Origin of the sequence: Bradyrhizobium guangzhouense, from assembly GCF_004114955.1 — a bacterium.
Taxonomy (GTDB): domain Bacteria; phylum Pseudomonadota; class Alphaproteobacteria; order Rhizobiales; family Xanthobacteraceae; genus Bradyrhizobium; species Bradyrhizobium guangzhouense.
Window position 1 is genome coordinate 3,207,069 of record NZ_CP030053.1, and the last position, 16,911, is coordinate 3,223,979.

Annotated in this window: 18 protein-coding genes; 10 read left to right on the plus strand and 8 right to left on the minus strand. The window is 66.0% G+C overall.

The genetic code is table 11. The annotated features are described in order from the left end of the window. The first annotated feature begins 30 nt into the window (after positions 1 to 30). Positions 31 to 444 (plus strand): winged helix-turn-helix transcriptional regulator, encoded by a 414-nt coding sequence (locus XH91_RS15525; RefSeq protein ID WP_128951380.1) that lies wholly within the window; start codon positions 31 to 33, stop codon positions 442 to 444. A 199-nt stretch (positions 445 to 643) separates the two neighbouring features. Here the strand turns inward: XH91_RS15525 and dprA are convergent, their stop codons facing one another. Beyond that, entirely contained in the window at positions 644 to 1,786 is a 1,143-nt protein-coding gene (dprA, locus tag XH91_RS15530) for a DNA-processing protein DprA (protein WP_128951381.1), read from the minus strand. 90 nt (positions 1,787 to 1,876) lie between these two features. On the opposite strand from dprA, the gene XH91_RS15535 reads away from it, so the two are divergent. Then, the gene (locus XH91_RS15535; RefSeq protein WP_128951382.1) at positions 1,877 to 3,121 is read left to right on the plus strand and encodes an amidase; all 1,245 of its coding nucleotides are present in this window, start codon (positions 1,877 to 1,879) and stop codon (positions 3,119 to 3,121) included. On the opposite strand, the gene XH91_RS15540 is transcribed toward XH91_RS15535, so the two are convergent. The 4 genes from XH91_RS15540 to XH91_RS15555 form a co-directional block, all read right to left on the minus strand. Continuing rightward, positions 3,113 to 4,300 carry a patatin-like phospholipase family protein gene (locus XH91_RS15540; protein ID WP_164934008.1) on the minus strand — a complete coding sequence of 396 codons (1,188 nt, stop codon included), beginning with the start codon at positions 4,298 to 4,300 and terminating at the stop codon, positions 3,113 to 3,115. The two genes, XH91_RS15535 and XH91_RS15540, sit on opposite strands and share 9 nt — an antisense overlap. 169 nt (positions 4,301 to 4,469) lie before the next feature. Then, positions 4,470 to 5,066, minus strand: coding sequence for a glycerol-3-phosphate 1-O-acyltransferase PlsY (gene plsY, locus XH91_RS15545; protein WP_128951384.1), 597 nt, complete (start codon positions 5,064 to 5,066; stop codon positions 4,470 to 4,472). A 29-nt stretch (positions 5,067 to 5,095) separates the two neighbouring features. Continuing rightward, the gene (locus XH91_RS15550) at positions 5,096 to 6,397 is read right to left on the minus strand and encodes a dihydroorotase (protein ID WP_164934018.1); all 1,302 of its coding nucleotides are present in this window, start codon (positions 6,395 to 6,397) and stop codon (positions 5,096 to 5,098) included. Positions 6,398 to 6,405: 8 nt separating this feature from the next. Beyond that, on the minus strand, positions 6,406 to 7,353 hold the full coding sequence (locus XH91_RS15555) for an aspartate carbamoyltransferase catalytic subunit (RefSeq protein ID WP_092235927.1): 948 nt from the start codon (positions 7,351 to 7,353) through the stop codon (positions 6,406 to 6,408). A gap of 132 nt (positions 7,354 to 7,485) precedes the next feature. Here XH91_RS15555 and XH91_RS15560 point away from each other — a divergent pair, with 132 nt between their 5' ends. From XH91_RS15560 to XH91_RS15575, 4 genes are all read left to right on the plus strand, one after another. Continuing rightward, positions 7,486 to 8,250 carry a M15 family metallopeptidase gene (locus XH91_RS15560; RefSeq protein ID WP_128951386.1) on the plus strand — a complete coding sequence of 255 codons (765 nt, stop codon included), beginning with the start codon at positions 7,486 to 7,488 and terminating at the stop codon, positions 8,248 to 8,250. 20 nt (positions 8,251 to 8,270) lie between these two features. Continuing rightward, positions 8,271 to 9,914: an acyl-CoA dehydrogenase family protein gene (locus XH91_RS15565; protein ID WP_128951387.1), complete on the plus strand. Its 1,644-nt coding sequence runs from the start codon at positions 8,271 to 8,273 to the stop codon at positions 9,912 to 9,914. A 23-nt stretch (positions 9,915 to 9,937) separates the two neighbouring features. After that, positions 9,938 to 10,702 carry a CPBP family intramembrane glutamic endopeptidase gene (locus XH91_RS15570; RefSeq protein ID WP_128954860.1) on the plus strand — a complete coding sequence of 255 codons (765 nt, stop codon included), beginning with the start codon at positions 9,938 to 9,940 and terminating at the stop codon, positions 10,700 to 10,702. A gap of 111 nt (positions 10,703 to 10,813) precedes the next feature. Continuing rightward, positions 10,814 to 11,572, plus strand: a complete 759-nt coding sequence (locus XH91_RS15575; RefSeq protein WP_128951388.1) for a CPBP family intramembrane glutamic endopeptidase — start codon at positions 10,814 to 10,816, stop codon at positions 11,570 to 11,572. On the opposite strand, the gene XH91_RS15580 is transcribed toward XH91_RS15575, so the two are convergent. Together XH91_RS15580 and ruvX are read right to left on the minus strand one after the other, a co-directional pair. Further along, positions 11,569 to 12,501 (minus strand): AEC family transporter, encoded by a 933-nt coding sequence (locus XH91_RS15580; protein WP_128951389.1) that lies wholly within the window; start codon positions 12,499 to 12,501, stop codon positions 11,569 to 11,571. The two genes, XH91_RS15575 and XH91_RS15580, sit on opposite strands and share 4 nt — an antisense overlap. A 3-nt stretch (positions 12,502 to 12,504) precedes the next feature. Further along, entirely contained in the window at positions 12,505 to 12,996 is a 492-nt protein-coding gene (gene ruvX / locus XH91_RS15585) for a Holliday junction resolvase RuvX (protein WP_164934009.1), read from the minus strand. Between the two features lie 46 nt (positions 12,997 to 13,042). Here ruvX and XH91_RS15590 point away from each other — a divergent pair, with 46 nt between their 5' ends. Then, entirely contained in the window at positions 13,043 to 13,258 is a 216-nt protein-coding gene (locus tag XH91_RS15590; RefSeq protein ID WP_128951391.1) for a hypothetical protein, read from the plus strand. On the opposite strand, the gene XH91_RS15595 is transcribed toward XH91_RS15590, so the two are convergent. Next, the gene (locus tag XH91_RS15595) at positions 13,245 to 14,135 is read right to left on the minus strand and encodes a LysR family transcriptional regulator (protein ID WP_128951392.1); all 891 of its coding nucleotides are present in this window, start codon (positions 14,133 to 14,135) and stop codon (positions 13,245 to 13,247) included. The genes XH91_RS15590 and XH91_RS15595 overlap by 14 nt on opposite strands. 96 nt (positions 14,136 to 14,231) lie before the next feature. Between XH91_RS15595 and XH91_RS15600 the strand changes: the two genes are divergently transcribed. The 3 genes from XH91_RS15600 to gatC all read left to right on the plus strand — a co-directional run bounded on the left by XH91_RS15600 (position 14,232) and on the right by gatC (position 16,883). Beyond that, positions 14,232 to 15,236 (plus strand): NAD(P)H-dependent flavin oxidoreductase, encoded by a 1,005-nt coding sequence (locus tag XH91_RS15600; protein WP_128951393.1) that lies wholly within the window; start codon positions 14,232 to 14,234, stop codon positions 15,234 to 15,236. 146 nt (positions 15,237 to 15,382) lie between these two features. After that, a complete protein-coding gene (locus XH91_RS15605; protein ID WP_128951394.1) occupies positions 15,383 to 16,459 on the plus strand; it encodes an NAD(P)H-dependent flavin oxidoreductase in 1,077 nt (358 codons plus the stop codon). A gap of 136 nt (positions 16,460 to 16,595) precedes the next feature. Continuing rightward, positions 16,596 to 16,883 (plus strand): Asp-tRNA(Asn)/Glu-tRNA(Gln) amidotransferase subunit GatC, encoded by a 288-nt coding sequence (gatC, locus tag XH91_RS15610; RefSeq protein WP_128951395.1) that lies wholly within the window; start codon positions 16,596 to 16,598, stop codon positions 16,881 to 16,883. Positions 16,884 to 16,911 lie beyond the last annotated feature (28 nt).

Genomic DNA, 16,911 nt, shown 5'->3' on the forward strand with positions numbered 1-16,911 from the left:
AAACCCCGCAAGAACGCACTTTTTTGAGCCATGGGCACATCTTTGGAACCGACACACAGCCGTTTGCCTGCCTTGCCGCGACGGCACGATCCCGATCACGCCGACTGCCGTAACGTCGCCTCGATCCTCGCGCGCGTCGGCGACAAATGGAGTGTGTTCGTCATCATGATGCTCAGCGACGGACCGAAGCGCTTCAATGAGCTCAAGCGCATGATCAACGGCATCTCGCAGCGGATGCTGACCCTGACGCTGCGCGGCCTCGAGCGCGACGGTCTCGTCACGCGCACGATCTTCCCGACCATTCCGCCGCGCGTCGATTACGAGCTGACCGATCTCGGCCGCGGGCTGCAGGCGCCGGTGAAGGCGCTGGGTGAGTGGGCGATTACGCATCAGGACCAGATCGCGGCGGCAAGGTCGCGGTTTGACGAGCGGAACGGTGGTTAGCAAATTACTTTGGTGAGATGCGAGCCAGGTGCTCCGAACACCTCTCCCGAAGGGAGAGGTCGGGTCGCATCGTAAGATGCGATCCGGGTGAGGGGTTCCGGTCTCACGGGACGCCGCGGCCCCTCACCCGGATTGCTGCGCAATCCGACCTCTCCCCGCTGGGGAGAGGTGACCGGGCCAGCCGAACGAGCCAACCTAGTTAGAGCAACGACACCAGTCCGCCGCCGTGCCGCTCGAGCCGGCCGGCGAGCTCGAGCTCCAGCAGCACAGTGCGTACGATCGCCGGCGAAGCGCCGGACATCCGCACCAGATCGTCGATCGAGATGGGGGCGGGGCCGAGCAGGCCGGTGATCTGATCGCGGTCGTCGCCTTGCGGGTCGCTCTCGAACGGTTCGCTGTCGGGCTCGCTCGCAGGACGCATCAGCGGCCGCTCCATGATCGGCTGAACCGCGTTGATGATATCGGCGGCTTCCGTGACCAGCGTCGCGCCCTGCTTGATCAGATCGTTGGTGCCGGCAGCGCGCGGATCGAGCGGCGAGCCGGGGACTGCGAACACCTCGCGGCCCTGTTCGGCTGCCATGCGCGCGGTGATCAGCGAGCCCGAGCGGTGCGCGGCTTCCACCACGACCACGCCGAGCGATGCGCCCGAGATCAGCCGGTTGCGGCGGGGAAAGTCGCGGGCACGCGGCTCGTGGCCGAGCGGCATTTCGGAGATCGCCGCGCCCTGTTGATCGAGGACCGCGCCGAGCAGATCGCCATGCTCGGGCGGATAGATGCAATCATGGCCGCCGGCGAGTACCGCGATGGTGCCGCTCGCGACGCTGGCGCGGTGCGCGGCCTGGTCGACGCCGCGGGCAAGGCCGGAGATGATGATGAAGCCGGCTTCGCCAAGCTCGCGCGCGAGCTGGCCGGCGAATTTCAGGCCGGCGCCGGAGGCATTGCGCGAGCCGACGATCGCGATCATCGGACGCATCAGTGCTGCGACGTCGCCGCGCACCGCCAGCAACGGCGGGGCATCGTCGAGCGTCGCGAGCCGCGCCGGATAGCCGTCCTCGCCGGGCGCGCGCCAGGCGATGCCGAACTTGCGGCTCGCGACGAGCTCGGCCCTCGCTTCATCGACGCTGCAGATGCGGCCGGATCGCTGTGCGCCGCCGCGTCGCGCCAGATCCGGCAGCCGCTCCAGCGCGGCACGCGCCGTGCCGAAATGTTCGACCAGTGACCGGAAGGTGCGCGGCCCGACATTGTCGGAGCGGATCAGCCGCAAACGGTCGATCCGCTCTTGCTCGGTCAGCTCGGTGCTCGGATTGATGGCGTCCACGGCGTCTCCTTGTGGGCGCAGCATGGAGCAACCTGAGGGCGTGGGCAACAGCGGCGTGCGCTTGCGCAGCCTCGCCCCGATGCTAAAAGCGATACCAATAAGAAAGGTGTTGCCATGATTTCACTTGCCGATCTCCAGCGCCGCATCGAAGCGGGCGAGCTTTCGCCCGATGCCGCGATCGCGCAGTCGCATGCCGCGATCGAGGCCAAAGACAAGGATGTTCGTGCCTTCGTCCGGCACGACACAGCGGCGAAGGCGCAGGTCTCCGGACCGCTGCGCGGTATCGCGGTCGGCATCAAGGACATCATCGACACTGCCAATATGCCGACGGAGATGGGCTCGGAGATCTATCGCGGCTGGCAGCCGCGCGCCGATGCGCCCGTGGTGATGATGTTGAAGCGGGCCGGCGCCACCATCGTCGGCAAGACCACGACCACGGCGTTCGCCTCGCGCGATCCGACGCCGACGCTCAATCCGCACAATCCCGGCCATACGCCTGGGGGGTCGTCCTCGGGCTCGGCGGCTGCCGTGGGCGCCGGCATGATTCCGCTGGCGCTGGGCACCCAGACCGGCGGCTCGGTGATCCGGCCTGCCGCCTATTGCGGCGCTGCCGCGATCAAGCCGTCGTTTCGCATGCTGCCGACGGTTGGCGTGAAATGCTATTCGTGGGCGCTCGATACGGTCGGCCTGTTCGGATCGCGCGCGGAAGATCTGGCGCGCGGACTTTTGGGGATGACCGGCCGCAGCGAATTCTCAGGCATTGCGCCGGCGAAGTCGCCGCGTATCGGCGTGGTCAGGCAAGAGTTTGCCGAGGCCGTCGAGCCGGCCGCGGAAGAGGGCTTGCGGACCGCGATCAAGGCGGCCGAGAAGGCCGGGGCCAGCGTGCAAATCATCGATCTGCCCGTGGCGGTCAAGGAAGCCTGGCGCATCCATCCCATCATCCAGGACTTTGAGGCGCATCGCGCGCTCGCCTGGGAGTTCGACCAGCATCATGACGAGATCGCGCCGCTGCTGCGCGCCAGCCTCGATGAGACGGTCAGGCTGACGCCGAAAGAATATGACGATGCGCGCCGCGTCGCCCGCCGCGGCCGTCGCGAGCTTGGCGAAGTGTTCGAAGGTTTGGACGTGCTGCTCACATATTCCGCGCCGGGCACCGCACCGGCCAAGGAGCTCGCCTCGACCGGCTCGCCCCGCTATAACAGGCTGTGGACGCTAATGGGCAATCCTTGCGTCAACGTGCCGGTGATGAAGGTCGGCGGCCTGCCTATCGGCGTGCAGGTGATCGCACGGTTCGGCAACGATCCCGGCGCGCTTGCCGCGGCGTGGTTCCTGGAGAATGCGCTGGCGAATTCAGGCTAGCGCGGGTTCGGCTACGGACAATGCGCGTTGGACGTCAGCGCCCGTCGCGCCTTGCCTGAGCCAGCGCTCGGCAGCCTCACGGCCGCTTCGGTGCAGCAGGCGGATGAAGCCGCGGCCGAGATCGGTCGACGAGCGTTGCGCCAAGCCCTCGATCGAATCTTCGGCGGCGATCCTGGAGAGCCGCAGCGCGGGCGCTACGTGCGGCTGCGCCCATTCGATCGCAGCGATCTCGGCCTTGAGTGCGGCATTGGCCGCGATCTGGTCGAGGCGGCGGTCGATCGCGGCGAGCGTGATGGGCACGTAAGCATCGCGCGTCGGCGTGACCTGGATGAGAAGCAAATCGGCTGATGTCGATTGTTGCGCCAGCTTGATCAGCGGCGGATTGCCGCCGAAGCCGCCATCCCAATAGGCCTCGCCGTCGATCTCGACGGCGCAGTGGACGAGGGGCGGGCAGGTCGAGGCGAGCGCGACATCGGCGGTGATGACCTGGTTGCCAAAAATCTGCTGCTGGCCGTCGCGGATCCGCGTCGCCGCGATCAGCAGCTTCGGGCATTTCGGATCGCGCAAGGCGGTAAAATCGATGTCACGCGAGAGCGCCTGGCGCAGCGGGTCGAGATCGAACGGATCGAACTGGCCGGAGCGCAGCGTCGGGCCGAAGGCGACCGAGCTTCCCGCCGGCGAGAAGCCGCCGACCAGCATCAGCGAGCGGAACGAGGCTTCGTGCATCAGCCGGGTCCAGAACCGGTTCAGCCTCCTGCGAGCGCCTTCGCGGCCGCCCTCGACAAGGCCGCAGCCGAGGAGCAGCGCGTTGATGGCGCCGGCGCTGGCGCCGCTGATGGTGTCGAAGTCGATGGATGGCTCTTCCAGGAGCCGCTCCAGCACGCCCCAAGTGAAGGCGGCAAAGCTGCCGCCGCCCTGCAAGGCGAGCGAGAGTGTCGGCGGTGGCCATCGTTCGGCGCGCGCTCGCACGGATGCGACGGGCGGGGGCGCTGGTGCGACCTCGACCATCACCGGGGCTTGCACGCCGGGAGCAGGTCGCTGTGGCGGAACGGAAAGAGGCTCTCGGGCCGCAGGCAGCGAGGGCGCATCCGACCAGATGTTGGTCAGCGAGAGCAGGCGGCTTGCCGCAGTGCCCTGCGCGCTACCGTCATCATGCGTGCCGTCAATCTTCCCGCTCATTCTGAGCAACCGCGTAACGCCATGTCCACTGTCAGGATGACAGGCATGGAACCCGACCGCCACTAGCTCCCACGAGTCGGGTGAAAGTTGCGAACAGGATTTGGCATATAATGCGGAAGAGGCGCGGCGGTATCCGTACTTTTTCCGGTCTCGGAGTCGAAAGCGCGACTTAAGCCTTCTCGCCGATGCGGCCTTCTTTTCCCGATTGCAGCCGCTTGATGTTCTCGCGATGCATGTAGAACAGCAGCAGCGTCAGCACGACGGACAGTGAGGCCAGGGCAAGGTGTCCGAACCACCACAGGAACAGCGGCGTGATGAAGGCTGCCACCAGCGCCGAGAGCGAGGAGTAACGGGTGGTGAAGGCGGTGGCGAGCCAGATTACGCAGAACACCAGCGCTGCCGGCCAGAACAGGCCGAGCAGGATGCCGATATAGACGGCGACGCCCTTGCCGCCTTTGAATTTGAGCCAGACCGGAAAGAGGTGGCCGAGGAAGGCGCCGAGACCCGCCAGCATCGCGGCGTTGGGGCCGGCGAGATAGCCTGAAATCACCACCGCCGCTGTGCCCTTGAGCGCGTCGAGCAGCAGGGTTGCTGCGGCAAGGCCCTTGCGGCCGGTGCGCAGCACATTGGTGGCGCCGATATTGCCGGAGCCGATCGAGCGCAGATCCTGCGTTCCGGCGAGCCGGGTCAGGATCAGCCCGAACGGGACAGAACCGAAGAGGTAGCCGATGATGAAGGCCACCGGCAGCAATGCATCAAGCCCCATGGCTGTCTCTCCATGGCTGACAGCGCCCGTTAGACATGCTCGTAAACCGTTCGACCGCCGACGATGGTCCTGATGGCGCGGCCTGTAAAGCGCGCCTCGTCGAACGGGGTGTTCTTGCAGGGTGATTTGAGGTCGGCGGGATCGACCACCCAGGGGACATCGAGGTCGATCACCACGACATCGGCCGGGCTGCCCACGCGCAGGGTTCCGCCGGGCAAGCCAAGCAGTTCGGCCGGCCGGGTGGACATCGCCCGGATCAGCGTCTTGAGGTCGAGCTCGTCATTGTGAACCAGCCGCAGCCCCGCCGGCAGCATGGTCTCGAGCCCGATGGCGCCGGGAGCGGCTTCCGCGAAGGGCAGGCGCTTGACCTCGACGTCCTGCGGGTTGTGGTCGGACATGATGACGTCGACGAGGCCGGAGGCGACCGCCTCAACCAGCGCGCGGCGATCGTCCTCGGTGCGCAGCGGCGGCGACAGCTTCAGGAACGAGCGGTAGGGGCCGATGTCGTTCTCGTTCAGCGCAAGATGATTGATCGAGACCGAGGCGCTGACGGCAAGGCCCGCCTCGCGCGCACGCTTCATGATCTCGAGCGAGTCGATGCAGGACAGCGAGGCCGCGTGGTAGCGGCCGCCGGTCAGTGCGACGAGGCGCATGTCGCGCTCGAGCATCACGGCCTCGGCGGCCTTCGGGATGCCCATCAGGCCGAGGCGCGAGGCGAACTCGCCCTCGTTCATCACGCCTTCGCCGACGAGGTCAGGGTCCTCGGTGTGATGCACGATCAGCGCGTCGAAATCGCGGGCGTAGGTCAGCGCACGGCGCATCACCTGCGAATTGGTGACGCTGCGATCGCCATCGCTGAAAGCGACGGCGCCGGCGGCCTTGAGCAGGCCGAACTCGGTCATCTCCTCGCCGCGCATGCCCTTGGTGAGCGCCGCCATCGGCTGGATGTTGACGATCGCGGTATCGCGCGCGCGGCGCATCACGAAATCGACGGTCGCCGAATTGTCGATGACGGGAGACGTATCAGGCTGGCAGATGATGGTGGTGATGCCGCCGGTCGCGGCCGCCTGGCTGGCGCTCGCAAAGGTCTCGCGATGGCTGAAGCCGGGCTCGCCGACAAAGGCGCGCATGTCGATCAGGCCGGGCGCCACGATCTTGCCGGAGCAATTGACGACGTCGGTGCCCTCGGGGACGCCGGCAGCGCCGATGCCGCGGCGGATCTCGCGGATGATGCCGTCGGCAATCAGGACGTCGCCGGGGCCATCGAAATCCCTCGAGGGATCGACGACGCGGGCGTTGGCGAGCAGGATCGGGCGGCGGTCGGTCAGCATGGCGGCCATCACGCGTTCGGCAGGTTACGGGCGAGCGCTTCCAGCACCGCCATGCGCACGGCAACCCCCATCTCCACCTGTTCGCGGATCAGGGACTGCGCGCCGTCGGCCACGGCCGTGTCGATCTCGACGCCGCGGTTCATGGGGCCGGGATGCATCACGAGCGCATCGGGCTTGGCGTAGCCGAGCTTCTTCTGGTCGAGCCCGAAATAGTGGAAGTACTCCGAGGTCGACGGCACGAAGGAGCCGTTCATGCGCTCGCGCTGCAGCCGCAGCATCATCACAATATCCGCGCCGTTGAGTCCCTCGCGCATGTCGCGCGCAACCTCGACGCCCATCCGCTCGATGCCTGTGGGCAGCAGCGTGGAGGGACCGACGACGCGGACGCGGGCGCCCATGGTGTTGAGCAGGATGATGTTGGAGCGGGCGACACGCGAATGCAGCACGTCGCCGCAGATCGCGACCACGAGGCCCTCGATCCGGCCCTTGTTGCGGCGGATGGTGAGCGCGTCGAGCAGCGCCTGGGTCGGATGCTCATGCGCGCCGTCGCCGGCATTGATCACGGAACCGTCGACCTTGCGCGCCAGCAGTTCCACCGCGCCGGAGGCGTGATGGCGCACCACCAGGATGTCAGGGTGCATGGCGTTGAGTGTCATCGCGGTGTCGACCAGCGTCTCGCCCTTCTTGATGGACGAGGAGGACACCGACATGTTCATGACGTCGGCACCGAGGCGCTTGCCCGCGAGTTCGAACGAGGATTGCGTTCGGGTGGACGCCTCGAAGAAGAGGTTCACCTGCGTCCGTCCACGCAGGACGGTGCGCTTCTTGTCAACCTGGCGGTTGAGCTCGACATATTCTTCGGACAGGTCGAGGAGGCCGGTAATGTCGGCCGCGGAAAGGCCCTCGATGCCCAGCAAATGCCGGTGGCCGAGGACGAAGGTCGATTTCGATGTCATTAAAGCGAGAGCTATAGGCGCGGATGGCTGATGGAGCAAGGGCCAATGCCGGGGCGGGGAGTTATCCCCTGATCTGTCGGCTTTCTCGCCGTAAAAAGGGCGTGGGCGGCCGAGACAAGCCTGGGTGTGACGATGCAGGGGCATTCTGTGAAATCAATTCGAATTGCAATTGTACTGATAGGGACCTTTTCCGCCGCCCACGCCCAGTCACTCCCCGGCGGCTTCGTTTATCTGCGCGATATCGATCCCAGCATCATCCAGGACATCCGCTACGCCACGTCGAACAATTTCCTCGGCCGTCCGCTCGCCGGCTACGGCGCCGGCGAATGCGTGGTGAAGCGGGAAGTGGGCTTGCGGCTGAAAGCGGTCCAGCAGGAGCTGGCGGCGCAGAACCTGTCGCTGAAAATGTTCGACTGCTACCGGCCGGCGCGCGCCTCGCTCGACATGGTGAGATGGTCGCAGAACGGCCATGAGAGCGCGGCAGATCGACGCTATAATCCGAGGATCGCCAAGACCGAGCTGTTTCGCCTCGGCTATATCGCCAGCCGCTCGCAGCATTCCACGGGCGCGGCGCTCGACCTCACGCTGGTCGATCTCAAGGCCGACAATTCCGCCAGGATCGATCCCGCAAAATCCTACGCTGATTGCACGGCGCCGGTCGCGGCGCGGCTGCCGGAGGGCAGCGTGGACATGGGCACCGGCTACGATTGCACCGATGAGAAAGGGCATACCGCAGCACCGTCGATCACGGCAGAGCAGCGCGCCTGGCGCAAGCGGCTGGTGGCGGCGATGGCGAGGCAAGGCTTTGTGAACTATTCGAAGGAGTGGTGGCATTTTTCCCTGCCGGGGGCGGGCGGGGCGGCCTATGATTTCCCGATCCAGCCGCGGCGGAACTGATTCCGGCCCGAGATGACGTCATGACCCAGCCGAGTTTTGCGACCCACGAGGTCTTCAACCAGTCGCCGCCGTTCGAGGACGTGAATCTGTTCACGGTCGACCAGCCGCTGGTCGAGGCCGTGAAGGCCAATGGCGGCGCGGCGGCGGAGCGGGAACTGTCGGAGTTCGGCAGGCATTGGGGCTCTGCGGCGATGGCCGATCGCGGCCGCGTCGCGAACGAGAACACGCCAAAACTCCGCTCCTTCGATGCCAAGGGCAATCGCCGCGACCAGGTCGAGTTTCATCCTGGATATCACGAGCTGATGGCGCACAGCGTGCATGCCGGCGTGCACAATTCGACGTGGACTGCGGATGGGAAGCCAGCGGGCGATGCGGCTGAAGTCATTCGCGCCGCAAAATTTTACATGGCCTCGCAGGTCGAGACCGGCCATCTCTGCCCGATCACGATGACGCGCGCCTCGGTCGCCGCGCTGGCGATGCAGCCGGATCTGCTCGGCAAGGTGATGCCGGTGCTGTCGACCAGGAGCTACGATCCCAGCTTCGCGCCGTGGTGGGACAAGCGCGGCATGACGCTCGGCATGGGCATGACCGAGAAGCAGGGCGGCACCGACGTGCGCGCCAACATGACGCGCGCGGTGCGCGACGGGAATGCCTATCGAATCACCGGCCATAAATGGTTCATGTCGGCGCCGATGTGCGATGCGTTCCTGGTGCTGGCGCAGGCGGATGGAGGGCTGACCTGTTTCTTCATGCCGCGCTTCGCGCCGGATGGATCGGTCAACGCGATGCAGTTCCAGCGGCTGAAGGACAAGCTCGGCAATCGTTCGAACGCGTCCTCCGAGGTCGAGTTCGTCGGCGCCTATGCCGAACGCGTCGGCGAGGAGGGCAAAGGCATCCGCACCATCATCCAGATGGTGCAGCTGACGCGGCAGGATTGCGCGATCGCCTCCAGCGGCCTGATGCGCTCGGGCCTCGCGCATGCGCTACATCACGCCCGTCACCGCAGCGTGTTCCAGAAGCATCTCGCCGATCAGCCCTTGATGCAGGCCGTGCTCTCCGACATGGCGCTGCATGTGGAGGCGAGCACCGCGCTGGTGACGCGGCTCTGCCGCGCCTTCGATCGCACGCCTGATGATGCGGCGGAGGCCGCCTATATGCGGCTGCTGACGCCCGCGATCAAATATTGGACCTGCAAGAGCGCGCCGCCATTCCTTTACGAGGCGATGGAGTGCCTCGGCGGCAACGGCTATGTCGAGGACGGCATTCTGGCACGCCACTACCGGGAGGCGCCGGTCAACGCGATCTGGGAAGGCTCCGGCAATGTGATGTGCCTCGACGTGCTCCGCGCACTCTCGCGCGAGGGAGAGGCGGCGACGGCGGTGCTGCAAGCTCTCGCGGCCGAGACGAAAGGCCTTCCCGGGGCAAGCGAGGCCGTCGCTTTCATCGGCAAGGCCTTCCACCGCGCCGACGGCGAGCGCGTTGCGCGGCTCGCAGTCGAGAAGCTGGCGCTGCTGGCCGCGGCCGCAGCGCTCAACTGCGTGTCGCCTCACAACGCTGAACTGTTCGCCGCCACCCGCCTCGCCACCAATCACGCCAGCATGTATGGCGCTGTCGAGCTCGATAGCGGCGACGCACGCGCGCTGCTCGCGCGGGCGCTGCCGTGAGTCGTCCAACCGAAAGTTTCCTGATGGACTCCCTCAATCCCGACCATCCGCCGCTGACCGAGACGCCGGCGCTGCCGCGCGTCTGGAAGTTCTGGGGCACAGCGTTGTGGGGCTTTTTGCTCCTTGTCGCGATGTTCGTCGGACAGATCGGCGCGGTCGTGTTGCTCGTGGTGGGTCGCGGTCTGTCTCTCAACCTCGCATCGATGCAGCTCGTCGGCGCTGAGCCTCAGGCGCTCGCCCTGTCGGTCATCATGGGGCTGCCCGCGACGCTTCTCGTGGCGTGGATCGCCATTCGCATCAGGAAGGCCTCCTTCGTCGATTATCTCGCGCTGCATTGGCCGTCATGGCGGCAAATCCTGCTTGGCGCGATTGGTCTCATCCTGATCGTGCTCGCCTGGGAAGTTGTCTCGCGCTCGCTGGGCCGTGAGGCGACGCCGGGGTTCATGACCGATCTCCTCAAATCGGGCCGCGACAAGGGCGGCGCGTTGCTGCTCCTGCTGGCGTTCAGCCTGGCGGCGCCGATGTCGGAAGAGGTGCTCGCGCGCGGCTTCCTCTACCGCGGCTGGTCGGAGACGTTTCTGCGCGTGCCCGGCGCCATCGTGCTGTCGTCGCTGGTATGGACGGCGGTGCACATCCAGTACGATCTCTACTTCCTCGCCGAGGTTTTCTCGATCGGTCTGTGGTTCGGCTACATGCGCTATCGCGCGGGCTCGCTGTGGCTCACCATCGTGCTGCATGGGCTGAACAACATGACCGCGGTGGTGCTGACCACGTGGCTGGGGGGCTGAGGCGGGGCGCAGAACCTTCGAGGACGTCGCGATTGCCCACTCGATCTTGCTCCAGTATGTTGGGTAGCACCGGAGCCTTCCTTCTCTGCGAAGTTGTCGCGAAAGCCCTGCATGTCCGACCTCGAAAATGCCGATCCTTCCGCGGCAGGTTCAACCCGGCCGCCCCGGACATGGGATTTCATGGAGACATTGTTCGTCGCGCTGCTTGCTGACGGCGCGTTCGTGCTAACCGGCGGGATCGCACTGAGCTTGTTGCTCATTGCGTATGGTGGAACGAAGAGCCTGACGTCGGCCGAGTTTCAAGCAACGTGGTGGCAGGGCCGCTGGCAGGCTTCCGGAATCATGATGGGAACGCCGGCTGCGATCGCGGTACTGTGGCTGGCGGTGCGGATGGCGGGGAGAGACTTCGCCGATTATCTGGCGCTCAACTGGCCACGTCGCGATGAGGTGGTCGTTGGCTTCGGCGTCATGATTATCCTCATGACAATCGAATCCTTTGTCACGATTAAGCTTGGCATAACGACGCCTCAAACCAATTCCGACGTTGTCGTTGGAGGGGCCGCGGGGTTGCTCAGCCTGGCGATCGGGTATTCTGTTGCAGCGCCGGTGATGGAGGAGTTCGTTTTCCGAGGCTTTATGTTTCGAGGCTGGTCTCTGTCGTTTCTCGGGCCCTACGGCGCCATCGCCTTGACAGCAGCGCTATGGGCGTTCAACCACACGCAATATGGCTGGTACGACCGCTCCTGGCTTTTTGTCACAGGGCTCGTGCTTGGCTATTTTCGCTTGCGGACCAATTCGACTTGGCTGCCCGTCATGCTCCATTCGGGCATGAATATGGCGATCATCTTCCTCGGTGGTCCTTACATTTAGGGTCCGGTCGCCACCAGCGCGATCGCGACCGGCATCGTGATCGCTGCCAGGATCGTCTGCAGCGTGATGATCTGCGCCAAGAGCGGCGCATCGCCTCCCATCTGGCGGGCCAGTACATAGGCGCTCGGCGAGGTCGGCACTGCCGCGCAGATCGCGACGATCGCGAGGTTGGTGCCTGACAGTCCGAACCAGATTGCGAGCGCCAGCGCGAGCACCGGCATCAGGGCCAGCTTGAACGCCACGCCGATCGACGCGCCCAGGCTCGGGCGGAGCAGGCCCTTGAGCTGAAGGCCGGCGCCGGTGACGAGCAGGCCAATGGCGAGCGAGGAGCGGCCGAGCGCGTCAGCGACCTCGTGCCAGATTTTTGGCAGCGGCAGATGGACGACATTGATGACCATGCCGATGACGCAGGCCCAGATCAGGGGATTGCGGATCACGGTCAGGGCGATCGCGCGCGCGGATTGCTTCTCGGGCGATGCATAATGCGCGAGTACGGCAACGCTGAACACGTTCACAAGCGGGATGATCGCGACCATCGCGACGGAGGCCAGCGCCAGGCCGACGTCGCCGTAAAGATTGGCGGAGACGGACAGCGCCACGTAGGTCTGCCAGCGCGTCGCGCCCTGGAAGATCGAGGTGAAGGCGGGGCCGTCGATGTCGAGCCGCGCCAGGGCCGGGCGCAGCGCGAGGCACAGCAGCGACATCGCGAGCGCGGCCAGCAGCAGCGCGCCGCCAACGCCGGCGACTGGCACTCTTGAAAGATCCGCCTTCACCAGCGTCTGGATCAGGAGCATCGGGAACAGCACGTAATAGGTCAGCCGTTCCAGCCCGTGCCATTGCGTGTCGAGCCGCATCAGGCTGTGCCGGAGCACGACGCCGAGCACGATGAGAATGAAGACCGGCAGCAGCGCCGCGATCACGACGGCCATGGATCAACCATTCCCCGACGCCGTACGAAGATTGGCGAGCCGGTCGAGCGCGCCCTGCAGGATGAAAATCGCGGCATGCTCGTCGATCACTTCGGCGCGCTTGGCGCGGCTGACGTCCATGCCGATCAGCTCGCGCTCGACGGCTGCCGTCGACAGGCGCTCGTCCCAGAGGCCGATCGGGAGCGTGGTCAAATTGGCGAGATTGCGGGCGAAGGCACGGGTTGACTGGGCGCGCGGGCCTTCGCTGCCGTCCATGTTGATGGGCAGTCCAAGCACGAAGCCGACGACCTTGCGCTCGGTGGCGATGGCGAGCAGCCGTGCGGCGTCCTGCTTGAACTGCTTGCGCTGGATGGTCTCGACGCCGGTCGCCAACCGGCGGTCCGGATTGGACACGGCAACGCCAATGGTCTTGGTGCCGAGGTCAAGGCCGATCAACCCGCCGCGTTCGGGCCAGTGGGTTGCAGCATCGACGAGGGGCAGGATAAGAGCCGGCATGGGACTAGCGCATATCATGCGTCGCGCCGCGGAGTGAACCCAGAACGTGGATGCCCTGACACTATTCGGCTTGTTTGCCGTGACAGCAATGCTGGTCACTTACGCCCTCGAAGACCGCAGCCATTGGTTCGTGCTGCTGTTCGCCGCCGCGTGCGCGCTCGGCTCGGCCTACGGCTTCCTGCAAGGGGCCTGGCCGTTCGGCCTCGTCGAGGCGATCTGGGCCATGGTGGCGCTGCGGCGGTGGTCGATCAGGCCGCGATGATGTCGTCAGCTCCAGTCAGGCATGACAGGAAGCCCCGAAGCGCGCTCGATTGATGGCCAGCGCGGCGCCGGATGAACAGCGTCGCGACGCGCCCGTGTGCCGGGCTCAGCGGGTGCATGGTCACGTTGCCGGTCATCGCGCTGCGCTCGACCACGGCGCGCGGCAGCAGCGTGACGCCCATGTCGGCGGCGACGCAGCCGATCATTCCGTCAAGCGTGCCGAGCTCGAAGCGCGCCGCCGAGGGCCAGCCGAACTCGACAAAGATCTGCTCGAGGCGCTGGCGGTAGGTGCACCCGGTGCGGAACACCAGCGCGGTCGGACCCGACTCGGGCGTGCCGGCGCGAAGCTCGGCAAGCGAGCCCCAGCGCCGCGCGCTGACCAGAACCAGCTCTTCGCGGAATGCGCTTGTCACGGTGAGGTCGTCGTGGGCGATCGGCCCGGCGACGAACGCGCCATCAAGCGCACCTTCGAGGATACCGGCGACGAGATCGGCGGTTGTTGACGTGCGCAAAGAGAGGCGCACCGCCGGGAAGCGGCGGTGGAAGTCGGCGAGCAACGGCGGAAGCCGCACCGCAGCCGTCGTTTCCATCGAGCCGATCGACAGAGGTCCCTTCGCCTCGCCGTCGTCGCGTGCCGCGAGCAGGGCTTCGCGCGACAGCGCGGCCATCCGCTGCGCGTAGGGGAGCAGGCGCTTGCCGGCACCGGTCAATGCCATGCCGCGGCTGTGGCGCTCGAACAATGGCGTCCCGATCTCGGCCTCCAAGGCCTTGATGCGCTGGGTGACATTGGATTGCACCGTGTTGAGCTCTTCGGCGGCACGGGTGATGCCGCCGGTGCGGGCGACCGCGGCAAAGGTCTGGATGTCGCTCAGTTCCATGGCGTCGTTTCGCTTTTGTGATGGCAGCGTTCGCAACAATTCATTTTTCGAGAATGCTAGATGGGCCTAATCTGTCTGTCCAGAGCGGGAGAGCCCATGCCGATCGCCACACCGCTGACGGAGCTTCTCGGGATCAGGCATCCGATCCTGTCGGCGCCGATGGATACGATCGCGGGCAGCAGGCTGACGCGCGCCGTCAGCGCGGCCGGAGGCTTCGGCATTCTGGGTGGCGGCTATGGTGACCGCGCCCGACTTCAGGTCGAGGCCGCGGAGCTGAAGGGATTTGCGCCGTTCGGGATCGGCTTCATCACCTGGAGCCTGGCAAAGCAGCCCGAACTTCTCGACATCGCGCTCGAAGCGCAGCCGCAGGCGGTCATGCTGTCGTTTGGCGATCCCGCGCCGTTCGCGCCGCGCATCAAGGCAAGCGCCGCGCGATTGATCTGCCAGGTGCAGAGTGAGGACATGGCGAAACAGGCGCTCGATGCCGGCGCGGAGATTTTGATCGCGCAGGGGACGGAGGCGGGCGGCCACGGCGCTTCGCGCACCACGGTCGATATCGTGCCCGCGATCGTCGATCTCGCGGCCGGGCGCGTGCCTGTCGTCGCGGCCGGCGGGATCGCCGATGGCCGCGGCCTCGCCGCGATGATGATGCTCGGTGCATCCGGCGTGCTGATCGGTACACGCTTCTATGCGAGTGTCGAGGCCAACGGCGCGGACGCGGCCAAGGAGCGCATTCGCACGGCCGATCCAAACGACACCGTGCGCGGCGTCATCGTCGACTGGTCGCGGAACCTGTTCTGGCCGGCGCCGTTCACCGCGCGAACCCTGGTCAACGACCACATCAGGCGCTGGACCGGTCGCGAAATCGAGCTGATGCAGCGCGCCAGTGAAATTGCCAGGGACTATGCCGCGGCAAAAATGGCGGGCGATTTCGAAATTGCGGCTGTCTTCGCGGGAGAGGCGGTCGGCCTCATCCATGATATTCCACCTGCGGCCGAGATCGTCGAGCGGATTGCGTCCGAGGCCGAGCAGTTGTTGGCCGGCCGGCGCAACTCGCTTTCTTCTTTCCCTTCTCCCCTTGCGGGAGAAGGTGGCGCGTAGCGCCGGATGAGGGGTTCTGTCCGCGGAGAATGAATCTAAATTCGAGAGGTCTGCATCCGCGGAAGCAACCCCTCACTGTCTCGCCGCTATCGCGGCGATCCACCCTCTCCCACAAGGGGAGAGGGTAAGAGCGAGAGAGACCAACCATGTGGCCTGACCGTCGACTGATCGATCTGTTCAAGACCGAATTCCCGATCGTGCTGGCGCCGATGGCCGGCGTGATGGATGCGGAGCTGGTGATCGCCGTGGCCGAGGGCGGTGGACTTGGATCATTGCCGAGTGCCATGCTTTCGCCGGAGAAGGCGCGCGAGCAGGTCAACATCATTCGCCAGCGCGTGAAGGCGCCGGTGAACATGAACTTCTTCTGCCACACGCCGATCGAGCTCACCGCGGAGGCAGATGCGCGCTGGAAGCAGCGGCTCGCCGGCTATTACACCGAGCATGGTCTCGATCCGGCGGCGCCCATCAATGCGGCCAATCGGGCGCCCTTCGATGCGGCCTTCTGCGAGGTCGTCGAGGAGCTGAAGCCCGAGGTCGTCAGCTTTCATTTCGGCTTGCCGGAGCCAGAGCTGCTCAAGCGCGTCAAGGCGGCGGGCTGTCTCGTCATCTCGTCCGCGACGACGGTGAAGGAAGCGGTCTGGCTCGAACAGCGCGGTGTCGATGCCGTCATCGCGCAGGGTGCCGAAGCGGGCGGCCACCGCGCCATGTTCCTGACCGAGAAGATCGCCGAGCAGCCCGGCACCTTTGCGCTGGTGCCGCAGGTCGTCGATGCCGTGAAGGTGCCGGTCATCGCGGCCGGCGGCATCGCGGACGGGCGCGGCATCGCCGCCGCCTTCGCACTCGGTGCCTCCGGCGTGCAGATCGGCAGCGCCTATCTGCGCTGCCCGGAGTCCAAGGTCAGCGCGGGCGGCCGCAAGGCACTCGCTGAGGCGCGGGACGATTCCACCGTGATCACCAATGTGATGACCGGGCGCCCGGCGCGCGGTGTCCAGAACCGCCTGATGCGCGAGGCCGGGCCGATCTCGCCGGACGCGCCGCCGTTTCCCCATGCGGCGACCGCGCTCGGGCCGCTCAAGACGGCTGCCGAGAAGCAGGGCAGGGTGGATTTCACCAACCTGTGGGCCGGACAGGCCGTGGCCCTGGGGCGCGAGGTCCCCGCGGCCCAATTGACCCGTGATCTTGCCAAATCGGCGTTGGCCCGCATGAAAGCGCTGGCCGGCTAGCTTAGGCTATTGTTTGCACATGGTCTTTTCGGAAAACCGCGTCACACTTTTCCGGACCATGCGCTAGCGCCGGTTGCGGCGCAAAACCGGCCTCTGCTATACGGCACATGGGTTTTGCCGTGAGAGGCCTTATATAATGTCCGTCGACGCCGCTACCGTCCGCCGTATCGCGCATCTGGCGCGCATTGCGGTTGCTGAGGATGAGGTTCCGCCTCTGCAAGGCGAGCTCAACGCCATGCTCGCCTTTGTCGAGCAGCTCTCGGAGGTCAATGTCGAGGGCGTGGAGCCCATGACCTCGGTGACGCCGATGCAGATGAAGAAGCGGCAGGACGTGGTCAATGACGGCGGGATCGCCGACGATATCGTTGCCAACGCGCCTGCGACCGAAGGTCACTTCTTCCTGGTGCCGAAGGTCGTCGAGTAATCGGCATAGCGTTTTCGAGCGAAGTGGC